The organism is Sphingomonas sp. MS122 (genome assembly GCF_049532975.1).
In the GTDB taxonomy this organism is placed as follows: Bacteria; Pseudomonadota; Alphaproteobacteria; order Sphingomonadales; family Sphingomonadaceae; genus Sphingomonas.
The window spans coordinates 2624147-2640412 of record NZ_CP186695.1 but is presented as its reverse complement, the minus strand read 5'-3'; the positions used below and the strand labels follow the sequence as shown (position 1 = coordinate 2640412).

The window sequence follows — 16266 nt, the reverse complement described above, 5'->3', positions numbered from 1 at the left end:
CGGTGCGCGCGATGTTGCCGCCGGACTCATGGGCAGGAAGCGCGGCACTCGGCATGTTCCACCGCAACGATTTCGCCAGCACGCCGGACGACCGCTACGCGCGCCAGCTGCGCCGCGGCTTCCGGCGGCTGCGATTCGAGCCCGCGGTCGAGAGCGAATATCGCCGCGCGCTGATCGAGACCGAGCGGCTTTCCGCGGCGATCTGCGCGGGCGTCGGCGGCTGCGTCTGGCTCGCCTTCGCGCTGCTCGATCTCCACCGCATCTCGGCGCTCGGCCTGTGGCAGCAGATGGACGCCGCCGTGTGGCTCTGGCTCGGCGCGCGCTGGTCGGTGCTGGTCCTGCTGCTCGGCGGCGCCCTGGTCATCCGCAATCGCCGCGGCGACTATGGCTGGCTGTCCTGGACGATGTACACCGCGATGGGGGTGGCCATCGCCTTCAGCTCCTGGATCATCCACACCAAGGGCGGGTTCGCCGCGGACAGCGCCCAGATCGTGGTGGTGATGGCGGCCTTCCTTCCGCTCGGGCTTACCTTCCGCCGCGCGCTCGCCGCGGCCTTGGTCGTGGCCGCGGTCTCGATCTTCGTCCTGCTCGTGCTGGATGCGCATTACGAGCTCGCGCATCGCATGCAGATCGCCGCGATGCTCCTCCTGGCCATGCCGGTCACGGCGATGGGCGGCTATCTGCGCGAATATTCGCAGCGCCGCCAGTTCCTGCTCACCGCGATCCTCGACCGCCAGGCGCATACCGATCCGCTCACCGGCCTCGCCAATCGCCGCAGCCTGTTCGCGCATGCCGAGCGCGTCGCGCAGCTCGCCGCGCGCGACGGTTGCGGCGTCGCGCTGGCGATCATCGATGTCGATCACTTCAAGCACTTCAACGACGGCTATGGCCATGGCGCCGGCGATCTCGCGCTCCAGCGCGTCGCCGAGGCGCTGGGCGCGGACCTGCGCACTCCCTTCGACATGGCCGCGCGCCTCGGCGGCGAGGAGTTCTGCGTGCTGCTCTACGGCGTCACGCCCGACGCGGCGCAGGCGCGGTTCGACGCGCTGCTCGGACGTGTCCGCCAACTCGCCATCCCCCACGCCGGATCGCCCGCCGGCTTCCTGACGCTGAGCGGAGGCGCGGCGATGCTCGGGCCCCATGGGCGCTTCGACGTCCTCGCCGACCGCGCCGACGCCGCGCTCTACCGCGCCAAGCGCGAGGGACGCGACCGGCTCCGCTGGGCCTGAAAAGCCGGTGCCGCCTCGAAATGCGCTCTTCCGCGCATTTCCAAACAGGCTCCGTCAGAAATTCCGGCAGTTGCTCGGCGCCGGACGCCCGGCGAAGCGCGCGTCGATCCAGTCGAGCGTCGCGGTCGCTTCGGTCCGCGCGACGGTGGCATGTTCGCCGCCCTGGATGGACAGGAAGCGCACCGTCTTGCCCTGCCGGCACGCGCGCTGCGCGAAGTCGCGCACCACCGCCGGCGCGACCACCACGTCGCCGGTGCCGGTCGCGATCAGCGCCGGCACCGGGATCGCGGCGGGCGACGGGCTGTTCTCGCGCATCAGCCGGCCCCATGGCTGTTTCTTGCTGAGGTCGAGGTTGCGGATCGCCCGCTGCGCGATGGCGATGCCGATGATCGTGCCGAGCTTGGGCTTGGCGTTGAACTGGACGCAGTTGTTGTCGGCCAGCCGGGTCATCACATTCTGCACCGAGCGCGAGCCCAGGTCCGACATCGGCGCGCCGTAATGCCGCGACCAGCTCGTCGCCACATAGGCGGTGAGCATCGCTCGCACGCGCAGGTCGCTGCCCTCGGCGAAGTTGCGCGGGAGGTCGGTCGGCGGAACGATCGCCGCGATCCCGGTCAGTTGCAGGTCGGGAGCGTAATTCGACCAGATCTGACCGGTCCACAGCGCGGCGTGCCCGCCCTGCGATTCGCCCCACACCGCGAAGCGAATCCCGGCATTGGCTTGCGGAATGCCGCGCGCCGCCCGCACCGCGTCGAGCGCCGAGCGGCCCTCGCTCTGCCCGACCAGCGCGGGATGCACGCCTTCAGAGCCGAGCCCCGGATAGTCGGGCGCGACCACGGTATAGCCGCGCGCGATCGCGTCCTGCAGCCCGGGGATGACGGTGAAGTTGCCGTCGCCGATCGACGGCGCACAACGATCCGAAATGCCGACCAGCCCGTGAGTCCAGGCGATCACCGGGCGCGGCGGGCCGCCGGCACGGCCATCGGGCGCGATCACCATGCCGGTCACCTGGATCGGCCGGCTGCGGTCGCTCGTCGTCCAGTAGGTCACGCGCCACGCGCGCATCCCCGCGGGCGCGGTGCGCACCGGCTGAGCCGAGATCAACGTCCCGGCGCGCGGCGCGCGCTGCGCCGATGTGATGCCCGGCACGACCAGCAGTGCCATCGCCGAGACCCGCGTCAGGATACCGAACACACCACGCATGCGACCCCTCCTGTCAGATTTCGCTTGCGAAACGGTCAGGGCCCTAGTCGGTTCCACGCCACGCGCCGGGCGCCAGTCCGTCGAGTGTCCACGCCCCCACCCGCCAGCGCACCAGCCGCAACGTCGGATGCCCCACCGCCGCGGTCATCCGCCGCACCTGGCGGTTGCGGCCCTCGCGCAAGGTCAGCGCGATCCAGCAATCGGGCACGCTCTTGCGAAAGCGCACCGGCGGGTCGCGCGGCCACAGCTCGGGCGGGTCGATCCGCTCGGCCTGCGCCGGCCGCGTCATCCCGTCGTTGAGCTTCACCCCGCGCCGCAGCGCCTCCAGCGCGGCCGCATCGGGCTCGCCCTCGACCTGCACCCAATAGGTCTTGTCGAGCTTGAACCGCGGGTCGGCGATCCGCGCCTGCAGCCGCCCGTCATCGGTCAGCAGCACCAGCCCCTCGCTGTCGCGGTCGAGCCGTCCTGCCGGATACACGCCGGGCACGTCGATATAATCCGACAGCGTCGCGCGCGGCGTCACCGTCCCCTTGTCCGTGAACTGGCACAGCACGTCATAGGGCTTGTTGAACAGGATCAGGCGGGGCACGCGCTCAGTCCCCCGCGAACCCGAACGGCGACACCCCCGCCTCGCGCTCATTGAACAGCATCGCCCGCCCGACCGGCGCCGCGCTGCGCTGCGGGCATTCGCGCGTGCATGCCCGGCAGCCCAAGCCCACCGGAGTCGCCTCGCCGCCGAAGTCCAGCCCGCGCGCCGCCGCCAGCCCCCTGGCCGCCTCCGCCGCGAGCCCCAAAGTCACCACGAACCGTGCCTTGACCGCCCCCGCCCAGCCCCCCGGCGGCGACACGCAGCGCGAGCTCGTGAACCAGCGCGACCCATCCTCCAGCTCGACCAGCTGCACCACCCGCTCGTCGGCGCGCTGGAACGCGGCATAGGCGTCGAGCAGCGGGCACGGCATCAGCGATTCCACCAGCGGCGACCCGCTGGCCCCGGCAAAGCGCTTCGACACCTGCCCCGCCCGGTCGATGCGCAGCATGAAGAAGGGCAGCCCGCGCGCGCCGACGCGCTGCAGCGTCGTCAGCCGGTGCGCGACCTGCTCGGCGCTCGCCCCGAAGCGCCGCCGCAGCAGCTCGAGGTCGTAGCCCGTGGCCTCGCATGCCCGCAAAAACCGCGCATAGGGCATCATCACCGCCGCCGCGAAATAACCCACCAGATGCCGCCGGTAGAGCCGCTCCGCCACCCGGTCGGCGAACCCCGCGCCGCGCACCAGCGCGTCGATCTCGCTGCGCGCCTCGACCGCGAGGTGCCGCCCCAGCGCGAACACCCGGCTCGGCGGGTCGAGCGCTTCGCTCAGCTGCAGCTGCCGCGCATGCAGGTCGAGCCGCGTGCGCAGCCCGCTCAGCACCTCGATCGGCAGCACGCGGATCGACAGCTGGTGCTTGACGCGCAGCCGCTCGGCCATCGCCCCGAACGGATCGCTCGACGCGATGCGCAGCTCGTCGGCCAGCGTCTCCGCCGCCGCGTCGAGATCGGCGAAATGGTTGCGCCAGCGCTCGACCTCGCGGCGCACCGCCATGCCGGGCTCCTCGCCCTCCCCTGGCGCCGCGCCCGCGCCGCCCGCGCCGATCCGGTCATAGGCACGCGCGAACGCCTCCGCCCCGCCCGGCGCGCCCGCCAGCCATTCGGTGAGCTCGGCGCGGTCGATCTCGATATCGGCGAACAGCGGGTCGGCCAGCCGCCGCCGCATCGCCTCCTCGCCCCCGCCCGGCTCGCCCGCCGCCAGCGCGCGCGGGTCGAAGTCGAAGGTCTGCGCAAGGCCGAGCAGCAGCGTCGCCGAGAGCGGCCGCTGGTTGCGCTCGACCAGGTTGAGATAGCTCGCCGAGACGCCGAGCATCTCGGCCATCGCCGCTTGCGTCAGCCCCTGCCCGCGCCGCAGCCGCCGCACCGCATGCCCCGCGAACAGCTTGCGCTCCGCCATTTTCCTACACGCCCCGCTCCTGTTACGTTCGCTGCGCGATGCCTGCGAACGAACCTGTTAATTTTTTACAATCTTTCGAAGTGCGTGTCATGTGTCAACCACACCGTGACCGCGTTCCAGGAGCATCCATTCTGTCAGCTTTGTCAATCACGAGTCATACAGGATGCACGAACTTTACAGGAGTATCACCGATGAAGACCCCCGAACCCGCCAGCGCCCGCCCGGTCTTCTCGACCGCCGACTTCGCGCTGCTCAAGGAAGCCGTCGCCGATTACACGCGCAAGATCGCCGACGATCCGCGCTCGGTCCAGTTCGCCAATCTCTACCATCGCCTCGGCCGTCTCGGCTGAAGCCACCCGTCCTGGGGAGGACGATGCCCGCCGGAGCAACCCGGCGGGCATTTGCGTCGTCAGCCCGGCTCGATATGTGCGCGGAACCAGTCCGAGAGCTGATCGACGGTAAGCTCGCCCGCGGCCAGCGCGAGAAAGGTCGTCACCAATTCCACATCGTCACACGTCAGCCGCAGGCCATTGAGCACCAGGAAAGTTTCGCTCACCACCGCCGCCGTGCGCTTGTTGCCATCCACGAACGGGTGATTGCGGGCGATGCCAAAGGCATACGCGGCAGCCAGCTCCGCAGCATCGGGCTCGCCATAGGCAACCAGATTGAGCGGCCGCGCCATCGCGCTTTCGAGCATGTTGGGATCGCGAACGCCGATCGCGCCGCCATGCTCGGCGAGCTGCTCCTCATGCGTCGCGATCGCGACCGCAAGATCGACCCAGATCCAGCTCATGCGCTATTTGGCGAGTTCGCGCAGCGCGTTCCGCCGCCGCGCCATCACCTCACGCGCCGCCTTCATCTGCTCCTCGAAGCCCCCATCATGGCGACGCAGGGTCACACCGTCCGGGGTGTCGGACACACTCACCTCGTCCCCCTGCCCAACCCGCAGGCGCGCGAGCACCTCCTTGGGCAGGATCACGCCCGTCGAGTTCCCGATCTTGATGAGCTTCAGCGGCTTGTTCATACGAATGTTATAACGCAATTCGCACCGGCAGCCAAGCCATCCCCCTCATCCGGCCGCCGGCTCCGCCGCCCCGGCGCCTGCCGCGATCCGCGCATCATGCTCGGCCTTGCCGAACGGGAAATGCGCATAGAACCACGCCGCGCCCCAGCCGAGCGCGAGGTAGCAGAGCGTGAACGCGATCGTCAGCCGGTCGACCGTCGCCTCGGGCACCTGCCCCGGCTTCGCCCCGTCGGGGAAGCCCGCGACCCACAGGATCAGCCCGGCCAGGCCGATGCCGATCCCGCTGGTGCATTTCTGGACGAAGAAGGATCCGGCGAAGAACACGCCTTCGGACCGCCGCCCGGTCTGCGCCTCGGACTGCTCGACCACGTCGGCCATCATCGAGGCGCCGAGCATGAAGGCGGAAACCGTGCACACGGTGTTGACGATGAAGATGCCGAACAGCGCCGGCAGCATCGCCGGATCGCCCGGCGGCGGGAACAGCCCCGCGAGCCGCAGCCAATAGGGCAGCCCCAGCAGCACCGGCGCGAGGCTCATGAACACCGCCGCCGCCTTGCGCTTGCCCCAGCGCGCGGCGACTCGCGGCGCGAGGAAGAAGGCGCCGAGCACCCCCACGAACAGCACCCCGCCCAGCCACATGAAGGCCGAGAGCGGGAACAGCCACACGAAGGTGTAGTTGTAGTTCGACAGCGCGAAGCTGATCCCCTGCGCCGAATAGGCGCACAGCCCCGCGAGCATCAGCAGCGCGAACGCGCGGTTGCGCACCGTCTCGATCAGCTCGCGGAATACCTGCCCGAGCGTGGTCCTCTCGATCTCGGGCCGCGGCAGCCGGTTGATCTCGTGATGCGTGCCCAGCGCCGAGATCAGGATCGCACCCGCCATCGCCGCCGCGCCGACCGCCGCGAACAGGCCATAACCCTCGCGGTTGAGCAGCCCGTTGGGCTGTCCCTCGCCCGGCACCAGGAACAAGGTGTAGGCCGCGACCAGCATCGCCAGCCCCCCGGCCCAGCCGAACAGATAGCGATACGCCATGATCCGCGTGCGCTCGTCATAGTCCGCGGTCAGCTCCGGGGTCAGCGCCACCGACGGCACCTCGTACGCCGACACCGCCGTCCGCACGATCACCGCGGTCGCGAACACCCAGCCGAGCATCGCCGCGTTGGGCAGCTCGGGCGGGTTCCACAGCAGCAGCCAGCCGACCGCGATCGGGATCGCCGATCCGTACATCCACGGGTGCCGCCGGCCCCAGCGGCTGCGCGTGCGGTCGGACGCCGCGCCGATCGCCGGATCGATCATCGCGTCGAGGATCAGCGCCGCCATGATCGCCGCGCCGACCTGCACCGCGGGCAGCCCGATCACCTGGTTGTAGAACAGCAGCAGGAAGGTCTGGAACCCGGCGTCCTTGACGCCATAGGCGACCGCACCGAAGCCATAGGCGAGCATCGACTGCTTGCCGATCCGCCGCGCCTGCGGGGTCGCCGCGCCCTGCGCCATGCCGCTCATCGCTCGCTCTCCCCAGCTGCCGGTTCGCATCGTGCATGCCGTTTTTTGCGGTTTCGGGTCAGCATATGGCGGCGCGCCGCTGCGTCAATCCGTCGATTTTCAAAATCAGGGTATGTTGCGCAGCTCCGCTCAGCCGCTATAGCTGCGGCATCTTCAGGGGAGGATCGCATGGCGCTCGACGCCGAAACCTTCGATGCCTTGCTCGATACGGTACGCCGCTTCGTGGCCGAGCGCCTGCGCCCGCTCGAGGCCGAGGTCGAGGCCGCCGACGCCATCCCCGAGCCCATCGTCGCGGAGATGAAGGCGCTCGGCCTGTTCGGCCTGTCGATCGCCGAGGACTATGGCGGGCTCGGCCTGACGATGCTCGAGGAATGCCGCGTCGCGATCGAGATGGGCCGCACCACCCCCGCCTTCCGCTCGACCTTCGGCACCAATGTCGGCATCGGCAGCCAAGGCCTGGTCATGGCCGGCACCCCCGAGCAGAAAGCCGAGTGGCTCCCGCGCATCGCCAGCGGCGAGATCATCACCAGCTTCGCGCTCACCGAACCCGATGTCGGCTCCGACAGCGGCGCGGTGAAGGCCCGTGCCGTGAAGGACGGCGACGTCTATCGCCTCTCCGGCACCAAGCGCTTCATCACCAATGCCGACAAGGCGCAACTGTTCACCGTGATGGCGCGCACCGGAGACGCGCCCGGCGCACGCGGCGTCTCCGCTTTCCTCGTCCCGCGCGACCTGCCCGGCGTGTCGATCGGCGAGCCCGAGAAGAAGATGGGGCAGAAAGGCGCCAAGGTCGCCGACGTGATCTTTGACGACGTCCCCGTCCCCGCCGCCAACCGGCTCGGCGAGGAGGGCGAGGGCTTCAAGATCGCGATGCGCGTGCTCGACCGCGGCCGCCTCCATATCAGCGCGGTCAGCGTCGGCGTCGCCGAGCGCCTCATCGCCGACTGCGTCGCCTACGCCTCCGAGCGCAGGCAGTTCGGCAAGCCGATCGCCGAGCACCAGCTGATCCAGGCGATGCTCGCCGACAGCAAGACCGAATGCCTCGCCGCCCGCGCGCTCGTGCTCGAGACCGCCGCCGCGAAAGACGAAGGCAGGGACGTCGTCCTCGAATCCGCCGCGGCCAAGCTGTTCGCGACCGAGATGGTCGGCCGCGTCGCCGACCGCGCCGTCCAGATCTTCGGCGGCGCGGGCTATATCGCCGACTATGGCATCGAGCGGCTCTACCGCGACGTCCGCCTGTTCCGCATCTACGAGGGCACCAGCCAGATCCAACAGCTGATCATCGCGAGGGAGACGCTCAAGCGCGGCGGATAACCAAATCCGTCACCCAGCGAAGGCTGGGTCTCCACCTGCGGAGCGAACGGCCTGACGCACAAGACCCCGGCCTTCGCTGGGGTGACGATCTTGGAGAGAGACATGGACACCAGCAACTTCTTCGACCTGACCGGCAAGACCGCGCTCGTCACCGGCGGCAGCCGCGGCATCGGCAAGATGATCGCCGCCGGCTTCATCGCCCAGGGCGCCAAGGTCTACATCTCCTCGCGCAAGGCCCCGGCGTGCGAGGAGACCGCCGCCGAGCTCGGCCCCAATTGCATCCCGCTCCCGATGGACGTCTCCACGGTCGAAGGCTGCAAGGCGCTCGCCGCCGAGCTCGCGACGCGCGAGGACCATCTCGACATCCTCGTCAACAATGCCGGCGCCGCCTGGGGCGTGGCGTTCGAGGAATTCCCCGAGAGCGGCTGGGACAAGGTCATGGACTTGAACGTCAAGTCGCCCTTCTTCCTCACTCAGGCGCTGCACGGCCTGCTCAAGGCGCGCGCCAGCTTCGACGCGCCGTCCAAGGTGATCAACATCACCTCGATCGACGGCCTGCGGCTCAACCCGTGGGAGACCTACAGCTATCATGCGTCCAAGGCGGCGCTGATCTACCTGACCAAGCGCATGGCCGCGCGGCTGGTCCGCGACGGCATCATCGTCACCAGCCTCGCCCCCGGCGCCTTCGCCAGCGAGATGAACCGCGCCGCGCGCGACCATGGCGAGATCGTCGCGAAGGCGATTCCGATGCGCCGCGTCGGCACGCCCGAGGACATGGCCGGCGCCGCGATCTTCCTCGCCAGCCGCGCCAGCGATTATGTCGTCGGCGACACGCTGGTGGTCGATGGCGGCCTGGTCAACGCCGCGCTGGGCAGCAGCATCGACGCGTAGGAATGGCAGCGCCAAGCTCGTCGCATCTTCCCTCTCCTCTCGCGGGGAGAGGCGGATTGAAGACGGCCCTGTGACGGTCGATCGGTCCTACAGCCGCCGCCCCTTCACCCCGGCCTCCTCCCGCGCGCGAAAATAGGCCCGCCGCACCTCAGGCCGCATCTCGCCGACGATCCACGAGCGCAGCATGTCGGTGCAATAATAAGGGTCGGCGCGCGAGGCGTACGGCGTCATCTCCGGGCCGTGTACCGCGCAATAGCCGCGTGCCGCGCCGGCCACGCGCTGTCGCAGCATCGCCCGCCCCTCGCGGCTGTCGAGGCTGAGGTCGCCATAGGCTACCCGCGCGGTCACCGCCTCGGCCCGCCCCTCGACGCAGCCGGCGAGCAGCAAGGCCGGGATCAGGATGGTCAGTCGCATCGTCGCTCTCCCTTTCGAAGTCGCCGGACAAGCCGGTCCCGTGGCGCGGAATCCGCGCGTTCTTGACGGTCTTGATGAGGTCCCGGGGCTAGGCGGCGATCAGCCGCCCCGCCCTCTCAATGCGCGTGCCCGGGCGTCGAATTCGTCGGCGGTGGCGCGCATCAGCTTGACCCGGTCGCGAATCTCCGCGCGCTTCGCCGCGGTCACGCCCGGCAACTCCGCGGTCAGCTCGACCTCCCTCGCACCTTTGCGCATCTCGACCGCGGCCTGGCTGACCTCGTCGGCGGCATGCTTCGCCCAGTCGGGCGTCTCCTCCGTTGCGGGGGTCGGTGCCGCTACCCGGGCCGCGGTGATCGTCACGCTGTCGCCGTTTCGCACCACCTCCGCGCCGCCCTGTCCGACGATCCGCATCTCTTGCGGCGCCGGCCGCGGCGCGTTCGCAAGCTGGGGCGCGGACGCCGCGGCTTGCACCGGCTCGGCTATCGCCGCCACCCGCACCGGGCCGCTCCCGGATGTACCCGGCCGGATGACTGCTTGTGGCGCCGCCACGGGGGCGTTCGTCACCCCGCTGCTCGCAATGCCGGCCGCCACCGGGCGTTCGGCCGATGGCGTGCGCGCCGCGGCGGTGGTCCCCGGACGGGGTCGCGATACCACGCGATCCGGCCAGGCCGTGCGGCTCACCGGCTCAGCCGGCACCGCATGCACCAGCCTCGCCGCCGCCAGCGGGGGCGCGGCAAGCGCTACGCATGCCAGCGCCACCACGGGCACGGCACGGCTCCCGCGCCGCTGCCGGTGCATCGCGATATGCGCGATCCGCTCCGCCAGCGCGTTGGGCCACAGCGCCATGCCGGTCGCCGCGGCACGCGTCGCTGGCGCCGCCGCAAAGGCAAGCAATGCCTCGGCATAGTCGGCGCGCTCGATTCCGCGCACGGCGGCCTCGTCCGCCGCGGTCTCGCCGCGCCGCGCCAGCGTCCGCGCCAGCAGCCACACCAGCGGGTTGAACCAAAACAGCGCCACCGCGATCCGCGCCGCGACCAGCATCGGCCAGTCGAACCGGCGGATATGCGCCGCCTCGTGCGCCAGCACCGCATCGGCCTGGCCCGCCCGCTCGAGCGTGGTCGCATCGATCAGGATCCACGCCGGCGCGATCCCCCAGCTGATCGGGGTCGTGACGTCGCGCGACACCAGCAGCCGCACCGGCCGCCGCAGCCGGGCCGTGGCGCGCGTCATCGCCTCGGTCCATTCGGCGCCGTCCACCGGCGCGCCGCGGCGGGTCCACCGCATCAGGATCGCGATCCCCAGCGCAAGATGCAGCATCACCGCGCCGACCCCGCCGGCATAGAACAGCCCGGCAACGTCGATTCGAGGGTTCGGCGGCAGCGCGGCGGGCAGCGCCGCGCTCGCCGCAACGACAGGCACCGCTGGCGCGGGCGCTACCGGCGCCGGCAGCCACGCCAGGTCGAGCGACGGCAGCAGCAGCACCGCGACCGGCAATGCCAGCAGCAACCCGATCGCCAGGCGCAGCACGAACACCCGTTCCGCAGCCGGCCGCCCGCGCAGCATCCGGTCCGCGATCAGCGCCGCGCCCGCGATCAGCGCCGATTTCCAGCCAAGTTCGATCAGCAATGGCAGCATCACTTCGCCTCCCTGCGCGCCTGGTCGATCACCCGTTGCAACGCCTCGATCTCGTCGGGCTCGAGCCGCGGCTGCATCCCGAGCAGCGCCGTCGCGGCGCTCGCCGCCGAGCCTTGGAAGAAGGTCTGGACCAGCTTCTGCAGCGCGCTCTCCGCCACCGCTTCGGCGCGCGGGGCGGGCGAATAGACATAGGCCTGGTTGACCGACTTGTGCGCCACCAGCCCCTTGGCGACCAGCCGCGCGAGCAGGGTGCGCACCGCCGAATCCGACGGCGCGTCGCTCATCGCGCTGCGCACCGCGGCCGCGGTCGCTTCCTCCAGCCCGCACAGGATCTCGAACACCTCGCGCTCGCGGCGCGGCAACGACTCGATCATCTCGGCCTCCTGCTACGTCTGTAGCATGCTACAAATGTAGCAGCAACCGGTTACATGATCAGGGCCGATCGAGCCTTGGCGCCGCCCCCGCCCGCCGCGCCAGCGCGCCGCTCGCCGCCGCGCGGACGATGCGCTGGAAGGTCGGGCATTCCATATGGCTCGGCGCCGGGCACGCCGCGGCGTGCCGCAGCCCGTCGCGCATCGCCGCCAGCCGCTGGATCAGCGCATCGAGCTCGTCCGCCTTGGCGCGCAGCATGTCGCGGTCGATCACCGCCATGCCGCGCGCGTCGAACATCGCCGCGATCTCGTCGAGCGAGAAACCCGCCTGCCGCCCGAGCGCGATCAGCGCCAGCCGCTCGAGGATGCCCGGCTCGAACACGCGCTTGAGCCCGCGCCGCCCGATCGAGGCGATCAGCCCCCGCTCCTCGTAATAGCGCAGCGTCGATGCCGGAATTCCGGAGCGCTGCGCGACTGCGCTGATATCCAGGGCATGCATGGCTTGACCTCAAGTCGGCTTGAAGTGGCACAGTGCCGGCTCCCGAACCCCGAATCAAGCGAAAGGACGATCATGGAAGAGGTGAAGACCCCGGCGATGGACCAGGCGCAGCTGTGGAACGGCCCGGCGGGTGAAGCCTGGCTCGCGATGCAGCCGCAGCTCGACCGGCTGTTCGCGCCGTTCGAGGCGCTGCTGGTCGGCGCGGTGCGCTGGCACCAGCCGGCCCGCGTGCTCGACATCGGCTGCGGCACCGGCGCGACCACGCTCGCCATCGCGCGCGAGCTCGCGGGGCGCGGCGGCTGCACCGGCGCCGACCTCTCGCAGATCATGATCGACCGCGCCCGCGAGCGTGCCGCCGCCGAGCCCGCAGGGGTCGAGGCGAGCTTCGTCGGCGGCGACGCCTCGCGGATCGAGCCCCCGGCGCCGTTCGACATGGCCGTCTCGCGCTTCGGCGTGATGTTCTTCGAGGACCCCGTCGCCGCCTTCGCCCGCCTGCGCGCCGCGATGGCGTCCGGCGCGCCGCTCGCCGCGATCGCCTGGCGCTCGCCCGCCGAGAACGCGTTCATGACCACCGCCGAGCGCGCCGCCGCGCCGCTGCTGCCGCCGCTCCCGCCGATGGAGCCCGGCGCGCCCGGCCAGTTCGCCTTCGCCGATGCCGACCGCGTCCGCGCGATCCTCGGCGAAAGCGGCTGGCAGGGCATCGAGCTCAACCCGGTCGACATCGAATGCACGATGCCGGAGGGCGAGCTGCTCCCCTACCTCTCGCACCTCGGCCGGATCGGCATCTTCCTGCGCCAGTTCGACACCGCCACGCGCGACCGCGTGCTCGCCACCGTCCGCGCCGCGTTCGAGCCGTTCGTCGACGGCGGCACCGTCCGCTTCACCGCCGCCTGCTGGATGATCGAGGCGAGGGCTTAGGTATTCAGGTCATCGCCGGCCCTACCGCTCGCGGAACCGCGTCCAGTCGGTGGGGCATATCGCGACCGCCTTGGGCCTGGCCTGCGCGCCCTCGATCGTCCAGCATTCGTCGAAGATCGAGCAATAGCAGGAGCGGACCTTGAGCTTCCACCGCTCCTTCTCGAACCGGTCCCACACCGCCTTGTTTTCGGGCGTTTCGACGATTTGCAGGAAGTTGATCGACTCGCCGGGGCGGGCGACGATATCGGACGAAGGCGAGGTGGAAAGACTGAGTCCGCGCAGCCCGTCCGGTCCGCAGCATTTGCGCAGCAAGTCGCGCGGATCGCGGACCGGCTGCCCCTGATAGCTGATCTCGATCGGACCGAGCAGCGCGGGGCCGACGCCATTGTTGGACAGCACGAGCGAGATCACCCGCTCGCCCTTCTCGTTCACGTTGCTGGTGCCGTAGGAGAGGAACGGCCAGGCATCGGCCTGCTGCATCTTCTTGGTCGCCTCGGCCTGGACGAAGGTGGCGTAGGCGACGCCGAGCGAGATCAGCAAAGCGGGCGCGCCGATCAGGAAATGGCTGGCCATCAGCCACGGCATCAGCTTGAGCAGCCTGGTCAGCCGGGTGCCGACCCCGCCGTCGCGCGCGGACAGCTCGGCGACCTTCGCCTCCAGCTGGGCGATACGGTCCTGCTCGGGCGGCGGCGCGGTCATTTCGGTTGGATAGCGAAGGCGTCGGGTGGCGACAATCGCGCCGATGCGCACGATCTGTGCGGATTCTCGCACAGAATGACCGCCGCGACCGCGCGCGCCGTAACGGCATTGCCGCGAAACCCTTGCAAAGCGCCGGATTGCGGTGGTGCGGAGCCGTCCCTAAAGGGTGCGGAACCGGGAGAGAAGAATGTCCGAAGAAGCCAATGTCCAGTTTTCCGAGCGCGAGGCGCTGCTGTTCCACTCGGAGGGCCGGCCCGGCAAGATCGAGATCGTCGCATCCAAGCCGCTGACCACGCAGCGCGACCTGGCGCTGGCCTATTCGCCGGGCGTCGCGGTGCCGGTGCAGGCGATCGCCGACGATCCCGCGACCGCGTACGACTATACCGCCAAGGGCAACCTCGTCGCGGTGATCTCCAACGGCACCGCGATCCTCGGCATGGGCAATCTCGGCGCGCTCGCGTCGAAGCCGGTGATGGAAGGCAAGGCGGTGCTGTTCAAGCGCTTCGCCGACGTCGATTCGATCGACCTCGAGGTGAAGACCGAGGATGTCGACGCCTTCATCAACTGCGTCGAACTGCTCGAGCCGAGCTTCGGGGGGATCAACCTCGAGGACATCAAGGCGCCCGAATGCTTCATCATCGAGCAGACGCTGCGCGAGCGCATGAACATCCCGGTCTTCCATGACGACCAGCACGGCACCGCGATCATCACCGCGGCCGGCCTGATCAACGCCTGCCTGCTCACCGGGCGGCGGCTGAGCGAGATCAAGGTGGTGGTGAACGGCGCGGGCGCGGCGGCGATCGCCTGCACCGAGCTGATCAAGGCGCTGGGCGTCAGGCACGACCATGTGCTGATGTGCGACCGCAAGGGCGTGATCACGCCGGACCGCGAGGGCGTCAACCAGTGGCAGTCGGCGCACGCCGTCGCCACCGACCGCACCACGCTGACCGAGGCGCTGGTGGGGGCGGACGTGTTCCTCGGCCTGTCGGCGGCGGGCGCGCTCAAGCCCGAGATGGTCAAGGACATGGCGCCCGCGCCGATCATCTTCGCGATGGCCAATCCCGAGCCCGAGATCCGGCCCGAGCTGGCCAAGGGCGTGCGCCCCGACGCGATCGTCGCGACGGGGCGCTCCGACTATCCCAACCAGGTCAACAACGTCATCGGCTTCCCGTTCATCTTCCGCGGCGCGCTCGACGTGCGCGCGACCGGGATCAACGAGGAGATGAAGATCGCCGCGGCGCAAGCGATCGCCGAGCTGGCGCGCGAGCAGGTGCCCGAGGAAGTGGCGCTGGCCTATGGCCGGGCGCACAGCTTCGGACCCGATTACATCATTCCCGCGCCGTTCGATTCGCGGCTGATGGAGAATGTCCCCGCCGCAGTGGCCAAGGCGGCGATGGATTCGGGCGTCGCGACCAAGCCGATCCTCGACATGGCGGCCTATCGCCACGCGCTGCGCGGCCGCCTCAACCCGACGACGTCGGTGCTGACGCTCGCCTATGAAGGGGCGCGCGCGCACCCCAAGCGCGTGATCTTCGCCGAGGGCGAGGAAGAGGTGGTGCTGCGCGCGGCGATCGCGTTCCGCGAGGGCGGCTACGGCACGCCGGTGCTGGTCGGGCGCGACGATGTCTATGACCGGCTGAAGGCGTTGGGCGTGGCCGATCCCGACAGCTTCGAGCTGCACAACAGCCGCCACTCGCCGCTGGTGCCCGCGATGGTCGATTTCCTCTACAAGCGGCTCCAGCGCCGCGGCTATCTGCGCCGCGACTGCGAACGGATGGTCAACCAGGACCGTAACATCTTCGGCTCGCTGCTGCTCCAGCTGGGCGAGGGCGACGCGATGATCACCGGCGTCACCCGCACCTATGCCCAGACGATGCGCGAGGTGCGGCGCGTGATCGACGTGGCCGACGGCAAGACCGCGTTCGGCGTGCACATCATGGTCGGGCAGAGCCACACCGTGTTCATCGCCGACACGACCGTGAACGAGCGCCCCAATGCCGAGGAGCTTGCCGACATCGCCGAGGAGACCGCGCAGGTCGCGCGGCGCATGGGCCACGAGCCGCGCGTGGCGTTCCTGAGCTATTCCAACTTCGGCAACCCCAAGGGCGCGTTCCTCGAGAATATCCGCGAGGCGGTGAAGGTGCTCGACGCACGCAAGGTGAGCTTCGAATATGAGGGCGAGATGGCGCCCGACGTGGCGCTCAACCCGCGCCAGCTGGCGAATTATCCGTTCGCGCGGCTGTCGGGCCCGGCCAACATCCTGATCATGCCGGGGCTGCAGTCGGCGCACATCTCGGCCAAGCTGCTGCGCGAGCTGGGCGGCGATTCGATGATCGGGCCGATGCTGGTGGGGATGGAGAAGCCCGTCCAGGTCGCGCCGATGACGAGCACCGCGAGCGAGCTGGTGACGCTGGCGGTGCTCGCGGCTGGCGGGATCGCGCGCTAGGTTGAGGCCTCTTGTTCCCTGATCGTCCTCCCCGATTGGATGCAGGGGAACATGTCCGCCCCACGAACTCGGTGACTTATATGGGTTCTCAACCTGGGCGCCGTTTCGGGCAAGGCGGAAAACCTTCGCGTTCGCAAGCAA

Annotated in this window: 17 protein-coding genes; 6 read left to right on the top strand and 11 right to left on the bottom strand. The window is 70.0% G+C overall.

Features of this window, described 5'->3' with window-relative positions:
* Positions 1-11 precede the first annotated feature (11 nt).
* Complete coding sequence (locus ACO227_RS12805) at positions 12-1229, top strand: diguanylate cyclase domain-containing protein (protein ID WP_423602212.1); 1218 nt, start codon at positions 12-14, stop codon at positions 1227-1229.
* 54 nt (positions 1230-1283) lie between these two features.
* Here the strand turns inward: ACO227_RS12805 and ACO227_RS12800 are convergent, their stop codons facing one another.
* Genes ACO227_RS12800 through ACO227_RS12790 form a run of 3 tightly spaced genes read right to left on the bottom strand, consistent with a single transcriptional unit; the run spans position 1284 to position 4411 of the window.
* Positions 1284-2432, bottom strand: coding sequence for a lipase family protein (locus tag ACO227_RS12800; RefSeq protein ID WP_423602211.1), 1149 nt, complete (start codon positions 2430-2432; stop codon positions 1284-1286).
* Positions 2433-2475: 43 nt separating this feature from the next.
* Positions 2476-3021, bottom strand: coding sequence for a pseudouridine synthase (locus ACO227_RS12795; RefSeq protein WP_423602210.1), 546 nt, complete (start codon positions 3019-3021; stop codon positions 2476-2478).
* 4 nt (positions 3022-3025) lie between these two features.
* Entirely contained in the window at positions 3026-4411 is a 1386-nt protein-coding gene (locus ACO227_RS12790) for a helix-turn-helix domain-containing protein (RefSeq protein ID WP_423602209.1), read from the bottom strand.
* A 191-nt stretch (positions 4412-4602) separates the two neighbouring features.
* On the opposite strand from ACO227_RS12790, the gene ACO227_RS12785 reads away from it, so the two are divergent.
* Positions 4603-4761, top strand: a complete 159-nt coding sequence (locus tag ACO227_RS12785; RefSeq protein ID WP_164513740.1) for a hypothetical protein — start codon at positions 4603-4605, stop codon at positions 4759-4761.
* A gap of 59 nt (positions 4762-4820) precedes the next feature.
* On the opposite strand, the gene ACO227_RS12780 is transcribed toward ACO227_RS12785, so the two are convergent.
* Genes ACO227_RS12780 through ACO227_RS12770 form a run of 3 tightly spaced genes read right to left on the bottom strand, consistent with a single transcriptional unit; the run spans position 4821 to position 6938 of the window.
* On the bottom strand, positions 4821-5204 hold the full coding sequence (locus ACO227_RS12780; protein WP_423602208.1) for a type II toxin-antitoxin system death-on-curing family toxin: 384 nt from the start codon (positions 5202-5204) through the stop codon (positions 4821-4823).
* Between the two features lie 3 nt (positions 5205-5207).
* Positions 5208-5435 carry an AbrB/MazE/SpoVT family DNA-binding domain-containing protein gene (locus ACO227_RS12775; RefSeq protein ID WP_423602207.1) on the bottom strand — a complete coding sequence of 76 codons (228 nt, stop codon included), beginning with the start codon at positions 5433-5435 and terminating at the stop codon, positions 5208-5210.
* Positions 5436-5480: 45 nt separating this feature from the next.
* On the bottom strand, positions 5481-6938 hold the full coding sequence (locus tag ACO227_RS12770) for an MFS transporter (RefSeq protein WP_423602206.1): 1458 nt from the start codon (positions 6936-6938) through the stop codon (positions 5481-5483).
* Positions 6939-7106: 168 nt separating this feature from the next.
* Here ACO227_RS12770 and ACO227_RS12765 point away from each other — a divergent pair, with 168 nt between their 5' ends.
* A complete protein-coding gene (locus ACO227_RS12765; protein ID WP_423602205.1) occupies positions 7107-8252 on the top strand; it encodes an acyl-CoA dehydrogenase family protein in 1146 nt (381 codons plus the stop codon).
* Between the two features lie 102 nt (positions 8253-8354).
* On the top strand, positions 8355-9143 hold the full coding sequence (locus ACO227_RS12760) for an SDR family oxidoreductase (RefSeq protein WP_423602204.1): 789 nt from the start codon (positions 8355-8357) through the stop codon (positions 9141-9143).
* Between the two features lie 87 nt (positions 9144-9230).
* Here the strand turns inward: ACO227_RS12760 and ACO227_RS12755 are convergent, their stop codons facing one another.
* The 4 genes from ACO227_RS12755 to ACO227_RS12740 form a co-directional block, all read right to left on the bottom strand.
* Entirely contained in the window at positions 9231-9557 is a 327-nt protein-coding gene (locus ACO227_RS12755; RefSeq protein WP_423602203.1) for a UrcA family protein, read from the bottom strand.
* Between the two features lie 99 nt (positions 9558-9656).
* Positions 9657-11192 carry a M56 family metallopeptidase gene (locus tag ACO227_RS12750; protein ID WP_423607348.1) on the bottom strand — a complete coding sequence of 512 codons (1536 nt, stop codon included), beginning with the start codon at positions 11190-11192 and terminating at the stop codon, positions 9657-9659.
* Positions 11192-11566 carry a BlaI/MecI/CopY family transcriptional regulator gene (locus tag ACO227_RS12745; RefSeq protein WP_423602202.1) on the bottom strand — a complete coding sequence of 125 codons (375 nt, stop codon included), beginning with the start codon at positions 11564-11566 and terminating at the stop codon, positions 11192-11194. Before ACO227_RS12745 ends, ACO227_RS12750 begins: the two co-directional genes overlap by 1 nt.
* A 58-nt stretch (positions 11567-11624) precedes the next feature.
* Complete coding sequence (locus tag ACO227_RS12740) at positions 11625-12062, bottom strand: helix-turn-helix domain-containing protein (RefSeq protein ID WP_423602201.1); 438 nt, start codon at positions 12060-12062, stop codon at positions 11625-11627.
* Between the two features lie 72 nt (positions 12063-12134).
* On the opposite strand from ACO227_RS12740, the gene ACO227_RS12735 reads away from it, so the two are divergent.
* On the top strand, positions 12135-12980 hold the full coding sequence (locus tag ACO227_RS12735) for a class I SAM-dependent methyltransferase (RefSeq protein ID WP_423602200.1): 846 nt from the start codon (positions 12135-12137) through the stop codon (positions 12978-12980).
* Positions 12981-13001: 21 nt separating this feature from the next.
* Here the strand turns inward: ACO227_RS12735 and ACO227_RS12730 are convergent, their stop codons facing one another.
* A complete protein-coding gene (locus ACO227_RS12730) occupies positions 13002-13679 on the bottom strand; it encodes a hypothetical protein (protein WP_423602199.1) in 678 nt (225 codons plus the stop codon).
* 187 nt (positions 13680-13866) lie between these two features.
* Here ACO227_RS12730 and ACO227_RS12725 point away from each other — a divergent pair, with 187 nt between their 5' ends.
* A complete protein-coding gene (locus ACO227_RS12725; protein WP_423602198.1) occupies positions 13867-16125 on the top strand; it encodes an NADP-dependent malic enzyme in 2259 nt (752 codons plus the stop codon).
* The last annotated feature ends 141 nt before the right edge of the window (positions 16126-16266 follow it).

Coding starts and splice junctions, on each gene's coding strand:
- ACO227_RS12805 (WP_423602212.1), top strand. CDS start 12: ATGTTGCCGCCGGACTCATGGGCAGGAAGCGCGGCACTCGGCATGTTC.
- ACO227_RS12800 (WP_423602211.1), bottom strand. CDS start 2,432: ATGCGTGGTGTGTTCGGTATCCTGACGCGGGTCTCGGCGATGGCACTG.
- ACO227_RS12790 (WP_423602209.1), bottom strand. CDS start 4,411: ATGGCGGAGCGCAAGCTGTTCGCGGGGCATGCGGTGCGGCGGCTGCGG.
- ACO227_RS12785 (WP_164513740.1), top strand. CDS start 4,603: ATGAAGACCCCCGAACCCGCCAGCGCCCGCCCGGTCTTCTCGACCGCC.
- ACO227_RS12780 (WP_423602208.1), bottom strand. CDS start 5,204: ATGAGCTGGATCTGGGTCGATCTTGCGGTCGCGATCGCGACGCATGAG.
- ACO227_RS12775 (WP_423602207.1), bottom strand. CDS start 5,435: ATGAACAAGCCGCTGAAGCTCATCAAGATCGGGAACTCGACGGGCGTG.
- ACO227_RS12770 (WP_423602206.1), bottom strand. CDS start 6,938: ATGAGCGGCATGGCGCAGGGCGCGGCGACCCCGCAGGCGCGGCGGATC.
- ACO227_RS12765 (WP_423602205.1), top strand. CDS start 7,107: ATGGCGCTCGACGCCGAAACCTTCGATGCCTTGCTCGATACGGTACGC.
- ACO227_RS12760 (WP_423602204.1), top strand. CDS start 8,355: ATGGACACCAGCAACTTCTTCGACCTGACCGGCAAGACCGCGCTCGTC.
- ACO227_RS12755 (WP_423602203.1), bottom strand. CDS start 9,557: ATGCGACTGACCATCCTGATCCCGGCCTTGCTGCTCGCCGGCTGCGTC.
- ACO227_RS12750 (WP_423607348.1), bottom strand. CDS start 11,192: ATGCTGCCATTGCTGATCGAACTTGGCTGGAAATCGGCGCTGATCGCG.
- ACO227_RS12745 (WP_423602202.1), bottom strand. CDS start 11,566: ATGATCGAGTCGTTGCCGCGCCGCGAGCGCGAGGTGTTCGAGATCCTG.
- ACO227_RS12740 (WP_423602201.1), bottom strand. CDS start 12,062: ATGCATGCCCTGGATATCAGCGCAGTCGCGCAGCGCTCCGGAATTCCG.
- ACO227_RS12735 (WP_423602200.1), top strand. CDS start 12,135: ATGGAAGAGGTGAAGACCCCGGCGATGGACCAGGCGCAGCTGTGGAAC.
- ACO227_RS12730 (WP_423602199.1), bottom strand. CDS start 13,679: ATGACCGCGCCGCCGCCCGAGCAGGACCGTATCGCCCAGCTGGAGGCG.
- ACO227_RS12725 (WP_423602198.1), top strand. CDS start 13,867: ATGTCCGAAGAAGCCAATGTCCAGTTTTCCGAGCGCGAGGCGCTGCTG.